Raw genomic sequence first — 20,012 nt, forward strand, 5'->3', positions numbered from 1 at the left:
GCTTACTTCTGTCTTGCGCACAGCAAAATGCGCGCGGCAAGACACCGACTATCAAAAATACACCCACCCATGTACTAACGTCAAGTGGTTAGTTTCATTGGGCAATGCAGACAATATTCAATATTGTACTCAAGGCATATACTTAATAGATTATCCTTAAGATTATTAATACTCCGTAGGCTCTCTATATTCTGTATATTCCGTATATTCTTCAGTTTTTGCAGGTTCAGTAGATTCGGTAGATTCTACAGATTCGGTAGATTCCGCATTTTCTGCGAAATTAGCAGTTTCTTTAGTTTCAATTACTTCCGCATTTTCCACACTTTCCGCAGATTCTACATTTCCAGCATTTTCAGCATTTTCAGCATTTTCAGCGGATTCTATAGATTCACTAATTGCGGACGCTGCAGCAATACGCGCAAGCTTAGCACGCACTTCAGCACTAGAACCCTGCTGCTTTTGAGGCTCTGGAGCAACAGTAGAAGTTCCATGACCATACTTGTTCGTTTTCACAAACGGATCGCCACCCTTAAGCGCATAAGGGTCGGCATATTCTGAAGAAACCGTCGGTTCGTCGTGCAGAATAAATCCACGACCCTTGCACGTTGGGCATTCCTCCGAGAAGGCTTCAACTAAGCCCTGTCCAACACGCTTACGCGTCATTTGCACAAGACCAAGCGAAGTAACTTCAGCAACCTGATGCTTAGTTCTATCGCGCGCCAAGCACTCAAGCAGTCTTCGCAACACCAAATCACGGTTGGCTGGCATAACCATGTCAACGTAATCAATCATTACCATGCCGCCAATATCGCGCAAACGCAACTGTCGCGCAATTTCTTCGGAAGCTTCCAAATTACAGCGAGTAACCGTTTCTTCCAAAGACTTACCGCGTCCAATAAAACGACCAGTATTAACGTCAATCGTAGTCATAGCTTCAGTTCGATCAATAACAATCGATCCGCCCGACTGCAAGTAAACTTGACGCTCCATACCCTTGCGCAGCTGGCTATCAATCTGCCACTTGTCGAAAATATCTTTCCCTTCATGCTCAGCAGGATCCCAATACTCAACCTTGCTCAACAAATCAGGTGCCATCATTTCAAGATATTCGTTAATACGCTGGTGTACGCCATCGCCTTCAACAATAAGCTTCTGGAAGTCATCGTTAAAAATATCTCGAACAACACGAATAGCCACATCCGGCTCGCCTTGAAGCAGCTTAGGACGCTTGCCGTGCAAATACTCCTCGCGCTTTGCCTCAATGCGATCCCACTGCTTAACAAGCGATTCAAGATCCTTTTGAATTGCCTCTTCGCTTGCACCCTCAGCAGCAGTACGGATAATAATGCCCATATCTTTTGGAGCAATCTTAGAAACAATAGCGCGCAAACGCGAGCGCTCACGATCTGAAAGCTTGCGACTTACGCCCGTCATTCCGCCAGAAGGAACAAGCACAAGGAAACGACCAGCAAGAGTTACTTGCGAAGTTAGTCGAGCACCCTTGTGGCCAATCGGATCCTTAGTAACCTGAACAAGCACAGGATCTCCGGACTTAAAAGCAAGCTCAATTCTGCGAGGCTGGCCTTCCAAACGCGTCATATCCCAGTTGACTTCGCCAGCATAAAGCACGCCATTTCGAGCCTGACCAATATCCACAAACGCAGCTTCCATGCTTGGAAGCACGTTTTGAATACGACCAAGATAAATATTGCCAACGGTTGCAACTTCTTGAATATCGGAAACGTAGTGTTCAACAAGAATATTGTCTTCAATAACGGAAATTTGCGTGTGACGATCGCGCTCGCGAACCACCATCAAACGATCAACATTTTCGCGACGAGCAAGGAAATCCTGCTCCATAATTAAGTTTTGACGGCTGCGCTCGCGGCGATTGTCTCGACGACGCTGGCGCTTTGCTTCAAGCCTAGTAGAGCCCTCAATATCCGTAATTTCGTCAATATACTGCTGCTTGCGAGAGCGCCTAGAAGATAAATCGTCGCTACTTAAGCGGGAAGAAGCAAATGAATCATCCGAGGAAGACAACGACGACTGCGAAGACTGCGATTGCGACGAAGCTGCGGAATCATCCGAAGACTTAGAGCGGCGACGACGGCGACGACGCGTGTACAGCGTTTCTTCTTCGTCTTGAGCGCGAAGTTCTTCTGGATCTGGGATTAAATCGCGATCTTCCTGAGGTACTTCGTCAAGATTTTCGCGCGAAGAACGACGACGGCGACGACGACGCGTTATCATTCCCTCATCGTCATCTTCATCAAAAATGCTGCTTGACGAGTCGCGAATACGACGGCGACGACGCAAGCCAACATCCTGATCATCATCTTGACCATCATCATTACTGTCTTGATTATCATCTCGAATGTCGCCGCGGTCGCTGCGATTGTCACTGCTGTCGCTGCGGTCATCGCTATTGCCGCGATTCCTTCGATTGCGAAGATTTCCTCTGTTTCTGCGGTCGTTGCGATCACTGCGATCACTGCTGTCGCTACCATCGTTGCGATCGTCGCTATCTAAAATATCGCTAACATCAAGAGTTTCATCGATTTGAGTATCAATAGGCGCATAAACAATATCGTCGTACGCAAGATCCTCTTCAATTTGCTCGACTTCGGCAGCAGCTCGACGCTCAACCGCATTCAGACGACGCGAGCGGCGAGAACGTTGGCTTTTTTGAGAAGATTCATTGCGATTACGATTATTGCGACGGCTTTGACGCTCATTCGCACTGTTTTCAGATTCGTCTTCAAAATCCGATTGAGAATCAGAACGTGCATCCTCACGAGAATTTGCGCGCGAATCATGACGCAAATCCGCGCGAGAAGACGAACGAGAAGACGAACGAGAAGACGAACGCGAATCTGCACGGGAATCATCGCTGGAATCTGCGCGCAAACGTTCGCTTTCATTCCCACTATTAACATGAGCAGGCAAAACAGGCTCTTGGAACAGCAAAGAAGTAATAGGGCGAGATGACGTGTGGCTGTCAGCATGACTGTCGACGTTGCTGTCAACCTTGCTGTCAACATGGCTTTCTGCACGACTTTTAACGTTATTAGTGCGACTATTAGCGCTGGCACTAGTGCTGGCATTAGTGCTGGCATTGTTGCGATTATTATCGCCGCTATCAACGCCGCTATTAAAAATCTTCGCGCTCGACTCTTCTACCTTCAATTCCATTGCTTCGCCGGCGGCACCAGCACCACGCGTCACACGACGACCGCGGCGACGACGCACAACTCCAGCAGAACCAGCAGAACCAGCAGAACCAGCAGAACCAGCAGTTATACCTGTAGTAGACGCGCCAACAAACGACACATCTTTAGCATCTTTAACATTTTTAGCGTCTTTAGCCGCAACCGGATTTTTAGACACAGTTATACTATTTTCAGCTTCAGATTCATTGAAGCGTTCTCTCATTATTCTGGGCACTATGCTCCTCACGAAACGCTGCAATCGCCTCGCATCCCTGGCTTTAAGATGAACACGCACGCACACGAGCCACCCCAAAGCTCTCTACAAAGTCTAATTGCGCGACGGCGGACGCCAGCCTCGGAAAACACTCACGAGGGGATCGACGCCATCAATCGCCTGGCGGCTTGCAGTGCCACCGCTCTCTAGTATGCCATATTGCCGAGTCAAATATCCAATTTACTGAATATTAAAATTTACAACGTTACTTTTAAGCCAAAAGCAGCAAAACCACGCGCGCGCTACTATCTGCACTAATACAAATCGTTGCGCACGCACAAAAGTTGCGTATCGCTCCTATAGTTGCAGCAGAGGTTTGTGCGAATATATTTGCGCACTACTTACTATTTGGAAATACTATTTGGGATACTATTTTGGATACCCTTTGGAGGCAGGAAATGGGCTTAATCAGCGCTATGCAAGGCTTTTGCGTAATTGGCATTGTGATTCTTGCCGGCTATATTACCGCTCGCCTTCACATTGGCGGCTCTCAAGCTCAAATGGTGCTAAATCGAGTAAGTTTCTTCGTTTCCAGCCCTTGCTTAATGTTCGCAATTCTTTCTAAAGAGCCTATTTTTGAGATTTTTCATTCTTCAATTTTTGTTGCATTCTTTTCTGCAATGATTGTTGGACTTGCGTTCGTACTGCTTAACCGCATATTTTTCCACCTTCCTGCAGCCGACTGCACAATTGGCGCGCTTAATTCGCTTTACTTAAATTCCAATAATATTGGATTGCCGGTTGCAACTTATATTCTTGGAAATCCTGCACTCGTAGCGCCAATTTTGGTTATGCAACAGGCCGTTTTTACTCCTGTTGGCTTGACGGTTCTTGACATCACGACTACCGGCAAATTCTCGCTTAAGCGTATTGCTCAGCAGCCTTTGAAGCAGCCGCTTTTAATTGGATCTCTTGGCGGAATTGTGATTTCTGCAATTTCAGCTAAAGTCGGATATTTTCCTGTGCCGAATTTTTTATACGATCCTATTAAAATGATTGGCGATTCTGCAGTTCCTATGATTTTGATGGCTTTCGGCATGTCGCTTTACGGAAGTAGACCTTTGCAGAAGAATTCAAATCGCGCTGCGATTGCAACGGTTGCAGTGCTGAAGAATTTGATTATGCCAATTATTGCGTTTTTGCTGGCTTACTTTGTGATGGGTTTTCGCGGGGCGACTTTGTACGCGTGCGTTGTGTTAGCCGCGCTTCCAACAGGCCAAAACGTTTACAATTATGCTGCTAGATACAACGTTGGCTTAAGTTTCGCTCGCGACGGAATACTGTTTTCCACAGTTACCAGCCCGATTTGCATAGCTGTAATCGCCGCCATTTTGGGGTAACTAATTCTCGCTCCAAGCGCAATCACGCGCAATCCAAGAATATAAAAAGTCCCTTGCACGCATTACGCACAAAGGCCTTTTTATATTAGTCTCTACTGTATTCAGCACCATTCAGCACTAAATACAAGCGGTATTAGCTACGAATCTTACGGAACGCTGCACCAGCACCAGCCAAAACGCTAGCAGTCAAAACAATCAAAGCAATACCAACGCCAGTCTTAGGCAATCCTTCACCCTGAGCAGCAGTACCATTCGTTACAGTAATATTCGTCCAACCAAGCTGATTGCCCTTATCATCAACAAAAACAACCGTATGCTTGCCAGAATAGCCAGCTGGGAACATGACATCAAACTGAAGCTTACCATTAGTCGTGCGAGTAACAGTCATATAATCAGCACCATTAACACCCTTAAGAAGACGTGGGCTAGAGTAAATGAACGCATAAGCACGGTCGTGATGATTACTATTCAACCAATCAATGACCGTCTGGTTGTTAGAAATGTTCAAAGTCACTCTGTTAACAGCGCCAGCAACGGCAACATTATTAGCGCCAACCGTAAGCATGCCCTTCAACCCTGGCAACAAGTCAGCAACAGAAGCTGGAGCAGCAGGAATACCAGCATGTGGAGTCGTCGCAGCAGGAGTTGATGCAGGAGCAGACGACGTAGTCGTTGCAGATGGAACATCAGCAGATGGAGTTGTTACAGATGGAGTGTCATCCGATGGCGTAACAGACGGGGTAACCGATGGGTTATCACGATGAGGCGTCACAGGAGTCACCGGCTTTGGAGCTGGATTCTTATGCTCCGGAGCCACCTCCGGATTCTCATGCTCCGGAGCCACCTCCGGATTCTCATGCTCCGGAGTCTTATGCTCGGGATTCTTATGCTCTGGAGCCACCTCCGGATTCTTATGCTCCGGATTCTTATGCTCCGGAGTCTCATGCTCTTGTTGAAGTTCCTTAGTTTGCTTTTCCTGCTTTACGAGTTCTTCCTTAGCCTTAGTAATACCCTCATTAGCCTCTTTTAGGAGATCCGGCACGGTTTTAAGCTGTCCCTGAAGCCCTTTAAGCTCTTCAGCCGCATTATTGTATGCTGCCGAGTTCTTTGTTAATTTGTCAAGCCTGGCTTGAGTGTTTTTAACATCAGCTTCAATATCCTTAACAGAATTGCGAATTTTTTCCGCATTAGCATAAGCTCTAACCAAGCTCACAGCCTTATCGTTCAACACTTTGAAAGCGTCGGCAATCTTTTGAGCATTATCCAACTGTTCTTGAAGCTTTAGCTTATCGTCACCAGTAGCATTCTTAACCTTTTCCTGCAAGGCTTTAACATTATCTTCTGCCTTCTGCTTCAACGAAAACGTATTCTCAGCCTTCTTATCGGCTTCAGCTTGAGCCTTCTCAAAATCTGCATCACTAATAGCGCCATCATTCTGTTGCACATTCGTGCTTGGATTTGTAGAAGATTGTGATTGCACAGCAAACACAGTAGAAGCCGCAGGCACAGCAAGCGCTAGTCCAGAAACCAGCGTTGCAGCGGCAGCGAAAGCAGCAATCGCTTTCTTATTTAACATAACTCATCCTCTATTCTTTCTCTTCACGAATAACGTGGGAGAATCTAAGAGCCAAAAATCGCATTAAGCTTAAACGAAATTTCGACTTCTATAAACTAAAAATAATGTATACGGTGGGTAATATACCCCCCCCCTAAGCAAAATCAAGATTTTCACACAAAACGCACGTCATTTTTTACACAAACTTTGCTCAAACTAGCACACCATCAAACCATTAAAAATAGAAAACCTATTTCCAGATTGCAGCTACCTTAAGGCAAATATCTAGAGCCGCCGCATCTTCAGCCTTAGCAGAAGCCTTAGCAGCAGGACTAAACTTACCATTCAAAGCATCAGCATAAATCTGCTTCGTACCAGGAAAGCTGGGAAATCAGCAGCTTAAAAAAAAATTAGTGTATATAAAGCTAATAACTCCATAGTTCAAAATCTTGCCAATCGAAAGGAGCACCTGTAACACTAATCGGAAGACACTCAATATTTGGATAGCCTCTCAAAACAGATGGAAGTAACCTCAGATTTCCAATTCCAGTCTTCAGCAAAAAATATTGAACAAGAGTTAGCTCAACGAAACAACGATCAACAGAATCCACATTCGCTTCCATAACTTGGCCAACCTGCTTAGCAGTACGCGGCTTTCTAGGCGCAGAAAAAACGTTATTAAACATACGACCGTGGTGCGCTGCCCTATTACGAAGAAGATTGAGCGATTTCAACCAACTCTTCATCTCTACAGCTGTTAAACCAAACTCATCAGCAATAGCGTTCTGATCATTTATTGGGGAGAATCCATACAAATAAGATAGAGAACCCCAATCTAGCATTTCTGTAGCAACCCATATAGGAAGCTTCCCGCTGTAATACAGCTTATGATGCTTAACAAAATCATCCCTTGAATCCTGCAGAGTTCGGTTATATTTTTCTCTCCATAGCTCATACTCTTTACTACTTGCTTCCAACAAATCTTCTTTGAGATGTATAAGCGGATCAGTCTTCCCAAGTTGATGACCAAGCGATGCTCTCAATGCCGTCTCAATCGGAGCCATACATGCAAACACACAAGTACGAAGAGATTGATCAAAGTTATATATCCTAATCACATCATCAAAATCTGCATCGCTTCTAAAAGTGTCACTTCTTCTCGCAACATCCTCACCGGGCAATAATTTCCTAAACGGATACCAATACCCAGATAAGCGATAATAATTAATATTTTTGATAAGATCAGCAGCACGAGACTCATCCCGTATTTTCATTCCGCGACTCTTCAGAAGCTCAATTTGCTGGTCATACGTCTTAAACGTCTTCGTTGGCTTTTCAGACACGCTAACCTCACATAAAGAAAACCGGCCCTGGACTCTTTCGAGCGGAACCGGTCATGATGTTTAAAGCATAACAGGTCGCCTACACAACACGCCAGTAGCCAGTCCCCATCACTCACGACTCCTAATTACTCGAAAATAGTACATTCACTCACAGATTCTTCTCTTAAATGCACACTGTTTAAGCCACAAATTACTAACATGAGCAAAAAGAAACAAACGCGGGCGACATATAAAAGTATTTATTAATTAACGCAAAACCATTGAAAACACTACTGTTTTGCTATATGGATTTCACGAAATCAAGGGTAAAAATATGCTGGATTTTCACGAAAATCAAGGTATTATTTCTCTAAATCTTCACGAAATCAAGGGTATCGCGCGATTTATATTTAACACAAAATAGGGGTTACGTTTTAGCGACTCAGCGAATCGAGACGAGCGCGGAAAGACGGCCAATCCGTGCGCATCGCCGTAAGCAGCTTCAACTTCGGCACGTCGTCAATCGGCACCCACTTAATTTCCATACTCTCGTCGTCGTGCGCGCACGGCTCAACCCTATGCCCTGGCTTTTCAAACGCAAAAACCGTTGTATAACGCCAGTTTCCGTGGCTTTCGCAATACGCTCCAACAACATCAATATCTTGAGACGTTATGTTCGCTTCTTCAAACGACTCGCGCAATGCTCCCTCAATTGCGCTTTCACCGTCGGAAATTGCGCCGCCAGGAATCCCCCACGTGCCACCTTCAGCGCTCCAAAGCGCGCGATGCTGCATCACAACGTGCGTCACGCGCCCAGTGGCCTCATCTCGCCTAGCAAGCAGCACGCCAGCAGCACCATTATGACCCCAATGCCTACGACCACAATCGCACATAATCCATCCGTCTCCTGGCTGATGCACGTTTTCTTTAGGCACTTCTACGGAAGCTGGATCGTTCTTCGCGCAATCTTCCTCAAGAGTATTCTTATTCCACAAATCCGGCCACGCGTACCCAAGCTCGGCAACCATATTGCGAAGCAGCGGCAAGCTGATTCCAAGAACACCATGAGGATCTCCCTGAATCCCCTCAATAAAAGCTCCGCCAAAACCTTCTAGCGTAAAGGATCCTGCCACTTCCAGCGGTTCGCCAGTTTCTACGTACGCGCGAATTTCCGCGTCACTCATTTGCGAAAAAGTTACGCTTGCATGACTTGTTTTGCACACGATTTTGCCGGTTTTTGCGTCGATTAAGCAGTGACCAGTCCACAGTTGCCCTGTTTTGCCACTCATATTCTTGATTCTCTCAAAAGCAATTTCGGGCATGTGCGGCTTGCCGTAGCATTCGCCATCGAGCAAGAACATGGAATCGCATCCAACAATCAGTACGCTGTTGCAATTTTTAGAAGATTTATTTAGATGATCAAAATTGTGAATATCGAAAGTTTTTGTAGGCACAGTTACGCCTGAAAAGTCACGAGTTTGCGCGGTATCTACGTTATGCGTTACATCTGCTTGGCAGTCACTTGCTAAAGCATTACTAGTAGTTTTCGCAGCTCCCGTAGTTTCAGCAACTTCTGCTTCCAGCGGATACCCCACAATCAAATCGCCACTAGCCGAAGCAGCTGCATCTGCCACACACTTCCACGAATTGTACACTGCAGAAGCCTTCGCGCGAGCCAAAATCGAAACGCGCTGCTCAGCGCTCAACTCTTCAACGCTTGTTCCGCGCTCACTAGCCGCGTCTTGCAACGCCGCCGGCTCATCCACTTCACTTTCGTGAATCACAGGGATTACGCCAGCCGCCGCCAAAACAGCTCTACGCGCAGGCGACTTTGAAGCCAAAATCAACGTAACTGCCATACTTTACTCTTCCTTTTATCCTTCGCACAATCTATTCGCGAGTTATTTCTACACCCTCAGAATCAACCGGCACGTGAAGCACACGCCAGCCATCGCGCGAAAGCCACGGCTTTGCAATTGCGTCGATTTTTTGAGCAGCACTCTTTTTATACTCGGCATCTCCTGCATAAAATACAGCAACGCACGATCCTGCTCCCGAAATTGCTGCCGCAAAACCAGCCTCGCGCAACGCTTCAACCAGCTTCCATGAATCTTTCATAAGATTTGCACGATACGGTTGATGAAGAGCATCTTGGGTCGCCGCAAAAAGTAACGCATTTCGAGAAATATTAGATTTTACTGCACCTAATTCATTTTCAGAATCGCTATTTAACTCACCAAATGCAACCGGAAGAATTGCAGCGCGCGATACGTTAAATATTGCGTCACCATACGGTACTTTTGCTGGAAGCGCGCGCCTAGCAAGCTCTGTAGAAAGCTCAAAATTAGGAACGAATACCGACACAGAAATATCTTGCGAAACTTTGTATCGTACAGTATGAAAACCGGTAGAAAGCGGAGCTTCGCAATCTCCAGCCACGCGCACAGAACCTTTGCCTTCCCCAGCATCAAGCTTCCAGCTCATCGTCAAACCACCAAAAACCGCAGGAGCTACGTTATCTGGATGGCCTTCAATTGAGGCCGCAATTTCAAAAATTGCTTCGCGATTAAGCTCGCCTTCGTGCGCAAAAGTCCAAGCAGCAGCAACAGCAGCCACAATCGCCTCTGCGGAAGACCCCATACCGCGCGCTTGCGGAATCTGATTATGCGCTTCTAAAGTAAACCGTAAGTTTGGTAAACCAAAAATTTTGCAAGCTTTGCGAAAAGTTGATACAACTAAGTGCGTTTCATCTTTTTGAAGCGTATCCTCGCCTTCGCCGTGAATAATTACGCGCACGTTTCCAGCATAATCAAGCGAATCAAGCGAATTTTTAGACTGATTATCATCCAGAGTAAAAACTAAAGAATCCGCATAATCAAACGCAATTCCTGCAGTATCAAACCCAGATCCAAGATTTGCGCTGGTTGCTGGAACTCTAACTGACACGCTGTTGCATACTGGTTTCATTTCGCACCTTTTTCGTTAGAGCGTTTACTTAATAATTCGCAAAGCAAGCGGCTTGCCCAACACAAAATCTAAATCTTGCAAATCCTTACAAATAGATTGCACAGTAGTTTTAGAACATTCGCGCACAAGAACGCGCATACTTCCAGGCCCGCCAAGACCGCACTGTGGGCAATCCGACTCCCCTTCAGCCTGCGCGTATTGCGCTTCACAAGCCGAAGCCAAACGCTCAGCCTTAACGCCATAATCTGCAAAAACATCCATAACTTCGCCGCGCAAAGCCAAAGAAGTATCTTCCATATTGCAACGAATCACAAAATCTGCCCTAGTCTGTTCACTAGAAGCTGGCACGTACTTGTTGTACATTGGCACGCCAAAACCGGAGCATCCGCGCACAAGATTTCGAGCCGCACTAACAACATCTCCAACAACAGCGCTTGCTGTTGGAGCGCCGCCGGCACCGCGTCCGTAGAACATTAAGTCGTCTGCAGCTTGAGCCTTAACAAATACAGCGTTAAAACTGCCATGAACCGATGCCAAAGGATGTTCCGCACCAACAAGCGCCGGATACACACTAACGCTTACTCCTCCATACGAGCTTGGCTCGCCGTCGCCATCGTCGTCGCAGTGCCTCTCAACTGCCGCAAGAAGCTTAATCACGCGCTTTTCCACGCTCGCTGCCGCAATATCTTCAGCCGTAATCGCGCTAATTCCCTCAACAGAAACGTCGTCAATACTTACTGGCATTTGGAATGCAAGAGTTGCAAGAATAGCAGCCTTATTTGCAGCGTCGAATCCTTCAACATCTCCGGTTGGATCCGCTTCCGCGTAGCCTTTTTCTTGAGCTGCGCGCAAAGCCGAATCAAAATCAAGTCCTCGCACTGTCATTTCGTCAAGAATATAGTTTGTAGTGCCGTTTACTATGCCAAAAATTTGCGTAATTTCGTCACCAATAAGAGACTCTCGAAGCGGACGAAGAATAGGGATCGCGCCTGCCACTGCCGCCTCAAAGTACAAGTCAACTCCATGACTTTCAGCACATTCGTATAATTCCGGACCAAACTTTGCAAGAAGCGCTTTATTAGCTGTTACAACAGATTTTCCGTGACTCAGCGCGCTTTTTACAAAAGTATGCGCCGGCTCAAGTCCGCCAATAAGCTCGACTATAATATCAATGTCTTCGCGAGTACATAAAGAGGCGGTGTCTGTAGTTAGCAAATCGCGCTTAATCCAAGGCGCATCAACTTCTTCCGGGCGTAAGCACGCAACTGCTGCAAGCTCAATTTCAGCACCAGTTCGCTTCTTAAGCTCATTGAACTGTTCAACTATTAGTCGCGCTGTTTGAGACCCAACAGTTCCAGCCCCAAGTAGACCTACGCGAATAGTTTTAGTCGACTGATTGCTTTGCATAACTTTCGCCTCCTTCGTTGATTTATTTTATATTTTATTTTTATGCGATTATTTTTTACTCGCTTTTACACAAATAACATTAGCAAATTAAGAAGTATTGAAATAATCAAAAACGCTATTACTCCAACAGTTCCGTACAATGCTTTGTTGCCAGCTTTATTCGGAAGTTCTTGCGGAGCATTGAAGAATACAAGATACTTGCGGCGGCGAACTAGCAAAACCACGCCTACTATAAGCATGGCAATCATAAACATCCCATAAATTCCAGCTAGAATAAAACCGGTTGGTAGGCTAGTTAATTCCTGACGCGACATCTTTTCTACGTCAATCATATTTCCGCTTGCATCAACCAGCTGCTTTTCCAACCACATTGCAACTATGCTTCCTTGGAAATTCACAATCATATGAAGGAATATGCTGTAGCTCAATTTGGACGTACGAATATAAATGTAGCCAAAAACAAGTCCAAGTCCAAATGCGTAGAAGAATTGGAACACGTTCATATGGAAAAGCGCGAAAGCAAGTGCAGAAAATACAATAGCTCGCTTTTCTCCATACACGCGCAAACGAGAAAGCAACTGTTTTCTAAAAAGCCATTCTTCCACAATTGGCGCAAGAATTACCACAAATATGAAGGTTTCCCACATATTTCCCGCTGCAATAGTGTCTGAGACGCGATTTTCTGCTTTTCCGCCGCTAAGAACTGTTGCTAGGAAAATGCCAACTATATTACCAATGTACATAATCGGTATGCACACAGCAAAGAAGCCGCCAAATTGGCTAAATTTCATAGAGAATTGTCGAGTTTTTGCAGCAGGAACAGTGCGCATAATAAGCATTGCTATTGGCAAAGCGACTAAATACTGCGAAATATCCGACACAAGTAATGTGTTAAGAGAGTCGCTTAGCATGCTCTTAGGCACAAACTGCGAATAAAGAACTCCAAGAACATAGGCAACAGCAATCCAAACTACTAGGAATACGCATAAAGACATGCCAATAGTTCCTTGACGTTTGCGCGCTAACAAATAAGTGTCGTCGCGCCATGAATTTTGCAAATCTTGCATACTTATTCCTTTTTGTTTCTGCTTTTGTTGCTGTTTTTGCTTCTGCTTTTGTTGCTGTTTTTGTTGCTGTTTTACAGTTGATTAAATTATTTCAGAACGCCTTCAATAAGCTTTGTGATTAAATCGCTATAGCTTATTCCGGTTGCTTCCCAGGCTTTTGGATACATGGAAATTGGCGTAAATCCAGGCATTGTGTTGATCTCGTTAAGAATTACGCGGCCATCTTTAGTTACGAAAGAATCCACTCGACTTAATCCTCTTCCATCTGCCGCCTTGAATGCTGCAAGCGCTGTTTTGCGAACGCGCTGCAAAGTTTCTTCCGGAAGATCGGCCGGAACTTCAATATGCGAAGCTGCAGAATCCATGTATTTACTGTCAAAATCGTAGAACTGATCTTCACCAGCCTGACGCTTGTCTAGCACAACTTCTCCAGGCCAGCTCGCCTGAGGCTCTTCGCCGTCGCGAGCGGCAAGAACCGCGCACTCAATTTCTCGCGCGTCAATTCCTTGCTCTATCAATACTCGCCAATCGTGCTTTGAAGCCTCAAAAACTGCATCTGCTAAAGCTTTAGCATCGCGCGATTCAACTTTTGTAACTCCAAAACTAGATCCTGCACGGCTTGGCTTTACAAAAAGCGGATACTCTAGTTTTGCAGCTTCAACTTGCGCAAGAATTTCGTTTGCATACGCATCAAAATTGTTCGCCGCATCGCTTGCAAACTTTCGCGCATCCAGTGCGATTCCAGGAGCAACATTAATTCCGGCAGCCTTAAAAAGTTGCTTCGCGTAATACTTATCCATGCACGCAGCCGAGGCTAAAACTCCGCAACCAACGTATGGAACTTGCATCATTTCTAGCAAGCCTTGCAAAGTGCCATCTTCGCCGTTTGGCCCGTGAAGAACCGGAAACACTGCGTCAATATGACCCAAACTTGTAAGCGTGCCGTCTGCTTCTCGCACCAAAAATCCGTCTGCGCCTTTAGCTGGGTCTAGCACAACATCGCGCGTTTCAGCAGTTTTTGTTATTACCGGAAGCTCTCCTTCTTCCATGTGGAAGTTACGAGGATCTTCTCCGCCAACAATCCACTCGCCTTGCTTTGTGATTGCAATACGTACAATCTCGAATCGACTTTCGTCTACAGCACTGAGTACTCCAGCAGCCGATATGCAAGAAATCGAATGTTCGTCTGCTTTACCGCCATACAAGAACACTACACGCTTTTTCGTCATTTTTTTCCTTTATATATTTTATTTTTGATTATTTTAATTATTTACGATTATTTACGATTATTTACGCGCGCTACTTTTCGCAAAAGCTACTTACTCTTCGCAAACATCGTCGTCAAAAAGCATTGCGAGCATTTCTTGGCAGGAAATTCCTTCTTCAAGCACGCGAGCCATTGCGCTTGCGAGCGGAGTTGCAACGCCTAATCTCTTGCCCATTGCCACAACTGCGCTTGTAGTTGGCACGCCTTCCGCAACACCATTGCTCACAGCGGTTGCTTCTTCAACGCTCATGCCTTTTCCAAGATTTGCACCGAAAGTGTAGTTGCGGCTTAATGGTGATCCACAAGTTGCAACTAAATCGCCAAAGCCTGCAAGACCTGCAAAAGTGCGCGAATCTGCGCCTTCTGCAACGCCCAAAGCCGTCAATTCTGCCAAACCGCGAGTTTCGATCATAGCCGCCGTGTTTTCGCCGTATCCTGCGCCTCGAGCCATGCCAACTGCGAGCGCAACCACGTTTTTAAGCGAGCCGCACATTTCTACGCCGATTACGTCGGTTGACACAAACGCCTTAAAGTAGCTGTTTGAGCAAGCTTTTGCAACTACTTCTGCCTGAGACTTTTCTACGCAAGCAACTACTGCTGCAGCCGGATGGCGAGAGGCTACTTCCTTGCTTAAGTTTGGTCCGGAAAGTGCAGCGAAACGGTTACGCGGCAAGTTCAATGCTTCGCACACGACTTCATCCATACGCTTGCCGGTTGTGCGCTCAATGCCTTTCATAAGCGAAACAACAATCGCGTTTTGTGGAATCAAACCCACGAATTCTGCTAAGGCAACGCGAGCAAATTGTGCCGCAATAGCCACAACTACAATATCCGCGTTCGCAACAGCTTCCGCTCGATCCCCAGTTGCGGTCATGTTTTCTGGAAGTTTTTCTACGCTTGGCAAGCGCACGCCGTTATGATGATGGTCGCGAATTCCTTCAACGATTTCCGGCTCTATTGCCCACATCGTCACTTGATTTCCTGCGTCCGCAAGCACTTGACCAAACGCAGTTCCCCAAGCACCAGCACCCAACACCGTAACGTTCATGTTTACGTCCTGCCTTTCGGTTTGAAGTTTCGTGGGCTGCGTTATAGTTTCGCGCATTTCGCAAGCTAATTTGCAGCTCAATTTTGACTTATAATCACACTATTACTTAATACTACACACGCCGCTTTACGGGATTTTAAAAAGATACTTTATTTTATTCTTCCGTATATTTTTTATTCTTCCGTAACGCGTTTCATCTGCCTGTAATCAAAGTATCCAGCAGGAGCTTTTTCGCCGCGAATCTCTTCCATAATTTGCGTCATGCGCACTCGCACGCGACGAGCAAGCTCTTCGGCAGATTCCATTGGAGGCAATTCTCCCCAATTTTCGCTTCCCTGCAGCAAGTCGGAATAATCAAGCTGAGTATCGTAGCACATTACAACGTTTTTCTTCGGCCAAGGCCACCAGTGGTTAATGCTTGCAGCACCCCACACAACCGCGCAAAATAGCGGAATCTGATGTCCTAGTCTGCGCGAAGCTTCGAGCGCAATAATTCCAATTCCAGGCTTCATGCTCATAGGCCATTTTTTAGGATCGCGCGTTAAAGTGCCTTCTGGCCAAATGCTTAAAGGTCTTCCGTTCGTGAGGATTTTGATTGATTCTTCCTCAATTTCGCGCGCTTTTCCACTTCTGCGCGGAACCGACTGCATACCTACTAGCTGGAACCATTTTCCTAAGATTGGCCAGTGCGCTAGTTCTGCTTTTGCCATGTAACGAGGTCTACGACCTTGGTGGAATAGCGCTGTCATTGGTATAAAAACGTCAAACATTGTAACGTGCGTGCAAGCGGTAATAAACACGCCTTCTTCTGGCACGTTTTCTAATCCCCACGCCTTTACTTTGCAACGCGAACGCAATACGCGCGACGTTCCTTCAAGCAACCTTTCAGCGGCTTTAGGATTTTGCGCGTTGATTTCTGCCGTGTTTGGCGTCCGCGCGCCAGTTGGGTAGTAATAAGTAGGATCAACTAACTTGTGTGCGCGCGCTAAGCGTTCTACTTGCTCATCACTGAGCGGTTTAACTGCGCTTCTAGGCGAAGGTTTTCCTTTAGATACCATACGTCTATTGTGCCGCACACTATAAACCTGCGCTAAACCTGCTTTCTTAACCTTTTGTTTTTACCAGCGCCTTTGAAATCAGCCCATGCTTAGGCGAGCAAACCCACGAAAGCACAAAAAGCACCGTTGCAACAAGCACAATCGTGCCGCCTGTTGCAGTATCAAAGCTCCAAGAAATATACATGCCCACAATCGACGACGCGCAGCCAATAACCGGCGCCAAAATCATCATTATAGGCAGCCTATCTGTAAGCAGTCTTGCGGTTGCAGCAGGTGTCACCAGAAGTGCAAGCACAAGCACGTTTCCAATAATTTGTACGGAAACAACTACTGCAATCGCCACCAGCACATACAGCATTCCATCTAGCCATGCCACTGGCAATCCCATTGCGCGCGAAGTTTCGCGATCCATCGACACACACACAAGCTCTTTGTAGAACATGCTCAAAAGCGTCAAAATAATCAGCCCTGTAACAGCTACAACAGCAATATCGGAGTCCGGAATGCCTGTAATTGAGCCAAATAAGAAGGATTCCAAAGAGCCGGCGTAGCCCGAAGCTTTTGATATTATTACGATTCCGAGCGCGAAAGCAGATACGAAAAATACTCCAATAAACGAGTCTTCGCGAAGCCTTCGATTTTGGCTAAAAATAGATACTATTAGCGCGGTTGCGACTCCTGCTAACGCGCCACCAAGAAGCAGATTACCTTGCAATACGAAGGCGATTGCGAGGCCTGGAAACACGGAGTGCGCTACAGCATCTCCAATAAACGCCATTCCTCTAAGCACTACATAGCATCCGACTACGCCGCAAATTACGCTAGAAAGGCATGCCACAATAAGCGCTTTTAGCAAAAACCAAAGGTCCGGATTGCTTAAGTCTTGTATAAATTCGATTGGAGATAACATTTATTTTTCCACCTCTATTTTTTCCCTATTACTTGCTCAACTGCTTTAATAAGCGGATTTTCAGGCGCTACATGGAAAGTTTGCACCCACTTCTCCGCGGTCAAATTTTGCGGCTCGTCGTCTCCAACAATAGTGCCATCAAAAAGCATGATTCTTGAGCATGAGTTAATCGAGCCAATTATGTCGTGAGAGCTCATAAGAATTGCCTCTCCAGACTTTGCTAAATCCAAAAACAGGCTCGTAAGTAACTCCTGAGTTGGCATATCAAGACCAGTAAATGGTTCATCTAACAGAAGCAAACGCGGCTCTCCGGCAAGCGCTCGCGCAACCAGCACGCGCTGACGCTGGCCGCCGGAAAGCTCCCCAATTGTTCGGTCTCGAAAATCAGCCATTCCTGTGCGGTGAAGCGAGGCAAGCGCAATTTCGTAATCTTCTTTTTTTGCGCGACGAACGTAGCCAATGTGGCGAATCCTGCCCATCATCACCACATCTAAAACAGAAAGCGGAAAATCCCACGCAATATCATGTCTTTGCGGCACGTAACCAACGTAAGATACGCGCGAATTTACACTATCGCCTTCTGCGCTAGGAGCTTTAACTTCTAGTTTTCCAGCGTGCGGAATCAGCCCCATAATTGCGCGGAAAAGCGTTGTTTTCCCAGCGCCGTTCGCACCCAGTAACCCAACGAATTCGCCACTATTGATAGTAAAAGAAACGTCTTTTACAACAGCTCGATTTGCGTAGCTTACACTCAAGTTTTGCGCGTTAATAACAGTACTATTTTCGCTAATATTTTTATTCATAAATCCCATCCACTTCGCTATCACTTCGCTATCACTTCGCTATCACTTCAAACATTTCGCTAAAGAATCCGCGTTAGCTCGCATCATATCCACGTAAGTTCTAACCTTCGCGTCGAAAGCGTCACCATAAATTGGGCAAACTTTCACATGTGCTTCGGCTGCAAGCTCTTTAAGCACAGACGAGCGCGAAATCAAATTCGGCTCCAAAAACACTGCAGGAATTTCCAAGTCGCGCAAAATTTGCGAAAGCCTACGCCTATCTTGCACGCTTGGCTCGCTTGAAGGGTTAATTGTTACAAATCCTGCAATATTTACGCCATAAGCTTTACCTAAGTATGCAAAAGCGTCGTGCGTTGTGACCAAATTGCGGCGCTCTTTTGGAATTGATGCAACTTTTTTGCGCATATACGCGTCTACATCGAGAAGCTTGTTAATATAACGATCCGCATTTGCGCAATATTTACGAGCATTTTTAGGGTCGACTTCGCAAAGTCTATCTGCTATTGTTCGCACATAAGCAATTCCGTTTTTTACTGACTGCCATAAATGCGGATCAATATCTCCGTGAACGTGTTTTCCTAAAACAGCCTGCGGAAGCTGATACAACTTTTCGCGAGCAGCACCTAAGAAACGATACCCCTGCTCTGCAGGAATTTCTTTCAGCGCGTTAGTTGGAACTTCCACAACCACATCTTGCGGATTGTAGTACACACGTTTTGGCGCAGCAGAGCGCTTTTCTTGCAAAGTATCCACTCGGTACATAAACCCGTGCGACGCCAAATCGTATGCTAAATCGGCATGACCTTTATTCAAAACCACGCGAGCTCTTCGCTTTTTCGCTACTTTCTGCGCATTTACGCCAACAGCAAAACGCATTCTTGTATTACCTAAACTTGCAACTCTTGTACCTTGAGCATCCAAAATATCCGCATGCCAATCAAGCGTATACACTCCCGACTTGCTAAAAGCCCAGCTTAAATGCGTGTGCGCATCCGCCGGCAAGTCCACGTGATCTTCGTCGCTAATTCCGTTCGCTGAATTTACGTAAGTTTCTACGCTTCCAAAAGTGCCTGTAAGGTAAGCGAATAATGCTCCAGGTCCTTTTACTTTTGTTGCAGTTAAGCGGATTCTGTCAGAGCGCTTCATGTTGTATGCGTTTGGCTTTATTACGGTTGCGCGTCCTTCTTTTGTTACTGTTGAAGGCGCGTTTGATTGTGAAGACTGCGAAGATGTAGAAGATTGCGATTCTTCAGAAGATTTAGAATTTTGCGATTCTTCAGAAGATTTCACAGTTGCAGATTTCACAGTTGCAGCTTCTGCTCCAACTTGCGCAGCCATGCGTTCTGTAGCAAGACCAAGCCAAATAGTGTCCAACGACACATCTTCGACCATTGGAATAATATCCGCCGCATGTTTCACGCTTTCTTCAGCAAGTTGCACATTTGGCACGCCTTTTCGCAAATTTGCGTCTAAAGCAGTAATAACACCATGCTCCTCAAGCATCATGTAATTACTAAAAGCCACATCCGCATACACAACGTCTCGAATTGAACGCAATCGTGGCTCGTAAGAGTGCGGATCTGCATTATCAGGTACGATTGAACTCACATTTGCAGCATCCCCTGCTACATTCGCCACCATATCACGCAAAACGCCTGTAGTTGTAACTACATTAATGCGACCATCGCGATGTCCTGCACGATTCCCGTTAACACTACCACAAGCAGAAAGCGGCAAAATAAGCGCGACGACTGCAATTGCACCAATCGAAGAAAACAAAGT

The 20,012-nt window shown here is 46.0% G+C and carries 14 protein-coding genes; 1 reads left to right on the top strand and 13 read right to left on the bottom strand.

Annotated features, from left to right (window positions below):
• Positions 1–165: 165 nt before the first annotated feature.
• The gene (locus tag HXT35_RS02720; RefSeq protein ID WP_421788351.1) at positions 166–3,435 is read right to left on the bottom strand and encodes an Rne/Rng family ribonuclease; all 3,270 of its coding nucleotides are present in this window, start codon (positions 3,433–3,435) and stop codon (positions 166–168) included.
• Positions 3,436–3,884: 449 nt separating this feature from the next.
• On the opposite strand from HXT35_RS02720, the gene HXT35_RS02725 reads away from it, so the two are divergent.
• The gene (locus HXT35_RS02725; protein ID WP_004129111.1) at positions 3,885–4,826 is read left to right on the top strand and encodes an AEC family transporter; all 942 of its coding nucleotides are present in this window, start codon (positions 3,885–3,887) and stop codon (positions 4,824–4,826) included.
• Between the two features lie 133 nt (positions 4,827–4,959).
• Here the strand turns inward: HXT35_RS02725 and HXT35_RS02730 are convergent, their stop codons facing one another.
• The 12 genes from HXT35_RS02730 to HXT35_RS02785 all read right to left on the bottom strand — a co-directional run bounded on the left by HXT35_RS02730 (position 4,960) and on the right by HXT35_RS02785 (position 20,009).
• Positions 4,960–6,402, bottom strand: a complete 1,443-nt coding sequence (locus HXT35_RS02730; RefSeq protein WP_004129113.1) for a coiled-coil domain-containing protein — start codon at positions 6,400–6,402, stop codon at positions 4,960–4,962.
• A 404-nt stretch (positions 6,403–6,806) separates the two neighbouring features.
• Entirely contained in the window at positions 6,807–7,724 is a 918-nt protein-coding gene (locus tag HXT35_RS02735; RefSeq protein ID WP_004129117.1) for an Abi family protein, read from the bottom strand.
• A gap of 413 nt (positions 7,725–8,137) precedes the next feature.
• Positions 8,138–9,562, bottom strand: a complete 1,425-nt coding sequence (locus tag HXT35_RS02740) for a Maf family protein (protein ID WP_421788353.1) — start codon at positions 9,560–9,562, stop codon at positions 8,138–8,140.
• A gap of 31 nt (positions 9,563–9,593) precedes the next feature.
• On the bottom strand, positions 9,594–10,670 hold the full coding sequence (gene thrB / locus HXT35_RS02745; protein ID WP_004129126.1) for a homoserine kinase: 1,077 nt from the start codon (positions 10,668–10,670) through the stop codon (positions 9,594–9,596).
• Between the two features lie 24 nt (positions 10,671–10,694).
• Complete coding sequence (locus tag HXT35_RS02750; RefSeq protein ID WP_421788356.1) at positions 10,695–12,077, bottom strand: homoserine dehydrogenase; 1,383 nt, start codon at positions 12,075–12,077, stop codon at positions 10,695–10,697.
• Positions 12,078–12,142: 65 nt separating this feature from the next.
• A complete protein-coding gene (locus tag HXT35_RS02755; RefSeq protein WP_004129129.1) occupies positions 12,143–13,144 on the bottom strand; it encodes a CPBP family intramembrane glutamic endopeptidase in 1,002 nt (333 codons plus the stop codon).
• Between the two features lie 86 nt (positions 13,145–13,230).
• The gene (locus HXT35_RS02760; protein WP_004129131.1) at positions 13,231–14,373 is read right to left on the bottom strand and encodes a D-alanine--D-alanine ligase family protein; all 1,143 of its coding nucleotides are present in this window, start codon (positions 14,371–14,373) and stop codon (positions 13,231–13,233) included.
• Between the two features lie 90 nt (positions 14,374–14,463).
• Positions 14,464–15,459, bottom strand: a complete 996-nt coding sequence (locus HXT35_RS02765) for an NAD(P)H-dependent glycerol-3-phosphate dehydrogenase (RefSeq protein WP_004129133.1) — start codon at positions 15,457–15,459, stop codon at positions 14,464–14,466.
• Positions 15,460–15,632: 173 nt separating this feature from the next.
• Positions 15,633–16,517, bottom strand: a complete 885-nt coding sequence (locus HXT35_RS02770) for a lysophospholipid acyltransferase family protein (protein WP_004129135.1) — start codon at positions 16,515–16,517, stop codon at positions 15,633–15,635.
• 46 nt (positions 16,518–16,563) lie between these two features.
• Positions 16,564–17,427 (bottom strand): anchored repeat-type ABC transporter permease subunit, encoded by an 864-nt coding sequence (locus HXT35_RS02775; protein WP_004129137.1) that lies wholly within the window; start codon positions 17,425–17,427, stop codon positions 16,564–16,566.
• A gap of 14 nt (positions 17,428–17,441) precedes the next feature.
• Positions 17,442–18,239 carry an anchored repeat-type ABC transporter ATP-binding subunit gene (locus HXT35_RS02780; protein ID WP_032843656.1) on the bottom strand — a complete coding sequence of 266 codons (798 nt, stop codon included), beginning with the start codon at positions 18,237–18,239 and terminating at the stop codon, positions 17,442–17,444.
• A gap of 33 nt (positions 18,240–18,272) precedes the next feature.
• Positions 18,273–20,009: an anchored repeat ABC transporter, substrate-binding protein gene (locus HXT35_RS02785; protein ID WP_421788360.1), complete on the bottom strand. Its 1,737-nt coding sequence runs from the start codon at positions 20,007–20,009 to the stop codon at positions 18,273–18,275.
• Positions 20,010–20,012 lie beyond the last annotated feature (3 nt).

Source organism: Gardnerella sp. DNF01141, assembly GCF_049244255.1.
Classification (GTDB): Bacteria; Actinomycetota; Actinomycetes; order Actinomycetales; family Bifidobacteriaceae; genus Bifidobacterium; species Bifidobacterium vaginale_E.

Excerpts from the sequence above, each read along its gene's own strand:
- HXT35_RS02765 (WP_004129133.1), bottom strand. The coding sequence starts at position 15,459 with ATGAACGTTACGGTGTTGGGTGCTGGTGCTTGGGGAACTGCGTTTGGT.
- HXT35_RS02770 (WP_004129135.1), bottom strand. The coding sequence starts at position 16,517 with ATGGTATCTAAAGGAAAACCTTCGCCTAGAAGCGCAGTTAAACCGCTC.
- HXT35_RS02755 (WP_004129129.1), bottom strand. The coding sequence starts at position 13,144 with ATGCAAGATTTGCAAAATTCATGGCGCGACGACACTTATTTGTTAGCG.
- thrB (WP_004129126.1), bottom strand. The coding sequence starts at position 10,670 with ATGAAACCAGTATGCAACAGCGTGTCAGTTAGAGTTCCAGCAACCAGC.
- HXT35_RS02750 (WP_421788356.1), bottom strand. The coding sequence starts at position 12,077 with ATGCAAAGCAATCAGTCGACTAAAACTATTCGCGTAGGTCTACTTGGG.
- HXT35_RS02740 (WP_421788353.1), bottom strand. The coding sequence starts at position 9,562 with ATGGCAGTTACGTTGATTTTGGCTTCAAAGTCGCCTGCGCGTAGAGCT.
- HXT35_RS02720 (WP_421788351.1), bottom strand. The coding sequence starts at position 3,435 with ATGAGAGAACGCTTCAATGAATCTGAAGCTGAAAATAGTATAACTGTG.
- HXT35_RS02760 (WP_004129131.1), bottom strand. The coding sequence starts at position 14,373 with ATGACGAAAAAGCGTGTAGTGTTCTTGTATGGCGGTAAAGCAGACGAA.
- HXT35_RS02780 (WP_032843656.1), bottom strand. The coding sequence starts at position 18,239 with ATGGGATTTATGAATAAAAATATTAGCGAAAATAGTACTGTTATTAAC.
- HXT35_RS02775 (WP_004129137.1), bottom strand. The coding sequence starts at position 17,427 with ATGTTATCTCCAATCGAATTTATACAAGACTTAAGCAATCCGGACCTT.
- HXT35_RS02730 (WP_004129113.1), bottom strand. The coding sequence starts at position 6,402 with ATGTTAAATAAGAAAGCGATTGCTGCTTTCGCTGCCGCTGCAACGCTG.
- HXT35_RS02725 (WP_004129111.1), top strand. The coding sequence starts at position 3,885 with ATGGGCTTAATCAGCGCTATGCAAGGCTTTTGCGTAATTGGCATTGTG.